Source organism: Intrasporangium sp. (assembly GCF_032907665.1).
Classification (GTDB): domain Bacteria; phylum Actinomycetota; class Actinomycetes; order Actinomycetales; family Dermatophilaceae; genus Intrasporangium.
On the sequence record NZ_JAJJPG010000198.1, the window covers coordinates 1 to 2,747 of the forward strand.

Below are 2,747 nucleotides of genomic sequence, written 5' to 3' on the forward strand. Positions count from 1 at the left end.
CCAGCGACCGGCCCGCATCACCCGGGCGACCCGCGCCGCGCCGTCGAGCACGACGACGTCCGCGCGGGCACCGGCGCGCAGCGCCCCCCGGTCAGCCAGCCCGAGCAGTCGGGACGGGCTGCTGGACGCCGACTCAGCGGCATACGGCAGCGGCATCCCCGCGCTCACCTGGCGAGCCACCTGGTCGGCGAGGTGGCTCGTCCCACCGGCGATCGCCCCGACCGACTCGCCGACAGCGGTCGCCAGTCGCGCGGTGCCGCCCGACACGTCGACCGAGAGCCCGCCGAGCGCGTAGGGACCGTCGCCGATCCCGGCAGCGGCGATTGCGTCGGAGACGAAGGCCACCCGCGACGGCCCGACGAGGTCGACGACGGTCCGCACCGTGTCATCGGCGAGGTGGGTCCCGTCGGCGATGAGCTCGAGGGTGATGCCATCGCGAAGGGCGGCGCCGAGCAGCGCGGGGACGGCCCCGGGGGTGCGATGGTGCCACGGGTCCATCCCGTTGAAGAGGTGCGTCGCGAGGTCTGCGCCGGCGTCCACAGCCCGCCTGACCTGCTCGAACGTCGCGGCGGTGTGCCCAATGGCCGCGTGGACGCCCGAGCCGCGAAGGTGGCGGACGAGCTCCATCCCGTGCTCGCGCTCCGGCGCGAGCGTCACCTGGCGCACGTGACCGCGGCCGGCGGCGAGGAGCCGGTCGACCTCGCGCAGGTCGGCGTCCCGCAACAGGCGGGGGTCGTGGGCGCCGCACCGGGACGCCGCGATCCACGGACCCTCGAGGTGGATCCCGTCGACGAGCCCGTCGTCGGCGAGGTCTGCGAGCACCTCGACCCCGCGAAGCAGGTCGGCCGGCGTCATCGTCACGAGGCTCGCGAGCAGCGACGTCGAGCCTCGGGCGTGGTGGTGGCGGGCGGCGACGGCAGCGGAGTCGGCGTCGAGGTCGGTGAACGCCGCGCCACCCCCGCCGTGACAGTGGAGGTCGACGTATGCCGCTGTCATCGTCCCGAGGATCGGCTCGCTCCCGGGGGTGGCCGGGTCGGACGGCTCCACCGGGCGTACCGCTGCGAGGCGGTCCCCGTCGATGACGATCTCGGCGGCGACAACAACGCCGTCGATGAGGGCTGGTCCGCGAAGTGTCGTGGTCATCAGGTCCGATTTTGCCTCGTGGGCAGTTCGGTAGCGTTCTCCCGTGCCTGCGCGACCCCTTTCCGAGCTCGTCCACCCGTCGTGGGTGCCCGTCCTCGAACCGGTGGCGGGGACCATCACCTCCCTCGGGGAGTTCCTCCGGGCCGAGGTGGCTGCCGGTCGCGGCTACCTCCCGGCGGGCAGCGCCATCCTGCGCGCCTTCACGCTGCCCCTCGACGACGTCCGTGTCCTCATCGTCGGCCAGGACCCCTACCCCACGCCGGGCCACCCTGTGGGCCTCTCGTTCTCGGTCGCACCGGACGTGCGGCCGGTGCCCCGCTCCCTGCAGAACATCTACCAGGAGCTCGCCACGGACCTCGGCGCGCCACCCCCGACCAACGGTGATCTCAGCCCGTGGTTCGAGCGCGGGGTCATGCTGCTCAACCGGGTCCTCACCGTGTGCCCCGGCAGGTCGGCCAGCCACCAGGGCAAGGGGTGGGAGACGGTGACGGACCAAGCGATCTCGGGCCTCGTCGCGCGGGGCGGGCCGCTCGTCGCGATCCTCTGGGGCCGGCAGGCCCAGTCGCTCGCCCCGATGCTCGGACAGGTGCCGCGCATCGAGAGCGCCCACCCGTCACCCCTGTCGGCGCGGTCCGGGTTCTTCGGGTCGCGGCCGTTCAGCAGGGCCAACGACCTCCTCGCCCACCAGGGCGCAGCACCGATCGACTGGAGGCTGACATGACCGACCCGTCCGTGCCCATCCACCTCTGGACCCGCTACGTCGCGGTCGGGGACTCCTTCACCGAGGGCATGTCCGATGACGACCCGGCGCTCGTCGGGGACGGCTCGCACGGCGAGTTCGCGGGCTGGGCCGACCGGCTCGCAGCCCACCTGTCGGAGCTGGCCCGCGGCCGGGGAATGGACTTCGGCTACGCCAACCTCGCGGTGCGCGGACGCAAGCTCGCCGACGTCGTCGGCCCCCAGCTCGACAGTGCGCTCGCCCTCGAGCCGGATCTCGTCAGCATCGTCGGCGGTGGCAACGACATCCTCCGTCCGAAGGCTGACCTCGATGCCCTGGCTGCGCAGCTCGAGGACGCCGTGGCGCGGATCCGCGCGACCGGGGCCGACGTGCTCATGGCGACCCCCGTGGACCCCGCGGACGCCCCCCTCGTCAAGGCGACCCGGGGTCGCGCGGCCGTGCACACGGCCAACATCTGGTCCATCGCGAGGCGCCACGGCGCACACGTCATCGACCAGTGGGGCCTGCACGCCCTCCGAGACTGGCGGATGTGGTCCGAGGACCGGATCCACATGACGAGCGAGGGCCATCGAAGGGTCGCTCTCGCCGCCCTCCAGGCCCTCGGTCACGCACCGGCCGACGCGGACTGGGAGACCCCGCTCGACCCCGCGGCGCCGATCAGCCGTCGCGAAGCGCTGCAGGCGAACGCCCAGTGGGCCCGGGAGTACGTCGGGCCGTGGGTGCACCGGCGGCTCACCGGGCGGTCATCCGGCGACAACCGCTCGCCCAAGCGCCCGGAGATCGGCCCCCTCGCCTGACCCCACCCCCGCTCGAGTGGCCCCAAACGCCCGGTCGAGTGGCCCCGAACGCCCGGTCGAGTGGCCCC

The 2,747-nt window shown here is 73.8% G+C and carries 3 protein-coding genes; 2 read left to right on the top strand and 1 reads right to left on the bottom strand.

Translation table 11 applies throughout. The annotated features are described in order from the left end of the window. On the bottom strand, positions 1 to 1,143 hold a 1,143-nt coding region (locus LOY02_RS17970; protein ID WP_317183739.1), incomplete at its 3' end, for an N-acetylglucosamine-6-phosphate deacetylase. Between the two features lie 43 nt (positions 1,144 to 1,186). On the opposite strand from LOY02_RS17970, the gene LOY02_RS17975 reads away from it, so the two are divergent. Both LOY02_RS17975 and LOY02_RS17980 read left to right on the top strand, forming a co-directional pair. Continuing rightward, a complete protein-coding gene (locus tag LOY02_RS17975; protein ID WP_317183740.1) occupies positions 1,187 to 1,864 on the top strand; it encodes a uracil-DNA glycosylase in 678 nt (225 codons plus the stop codon). Further along, a complete protein-coding gene (locus LOY02_RS17980; RefSeq protein WP_317183741.1) occupies positions 1,861 to 2,679 on the top strand; it encodes an SGNH/GDSL hydrolase family protein in 819 nt (272 codons plus the stop codon). The genes LOY02_RS17975 and LOY02_RS17980 overlap by 4 nt, the downstream gene beginning before the upstream one ends. The last annotated feature ends 68 nt before the right edge of the window (positions 2,680 to 2,747 follow it).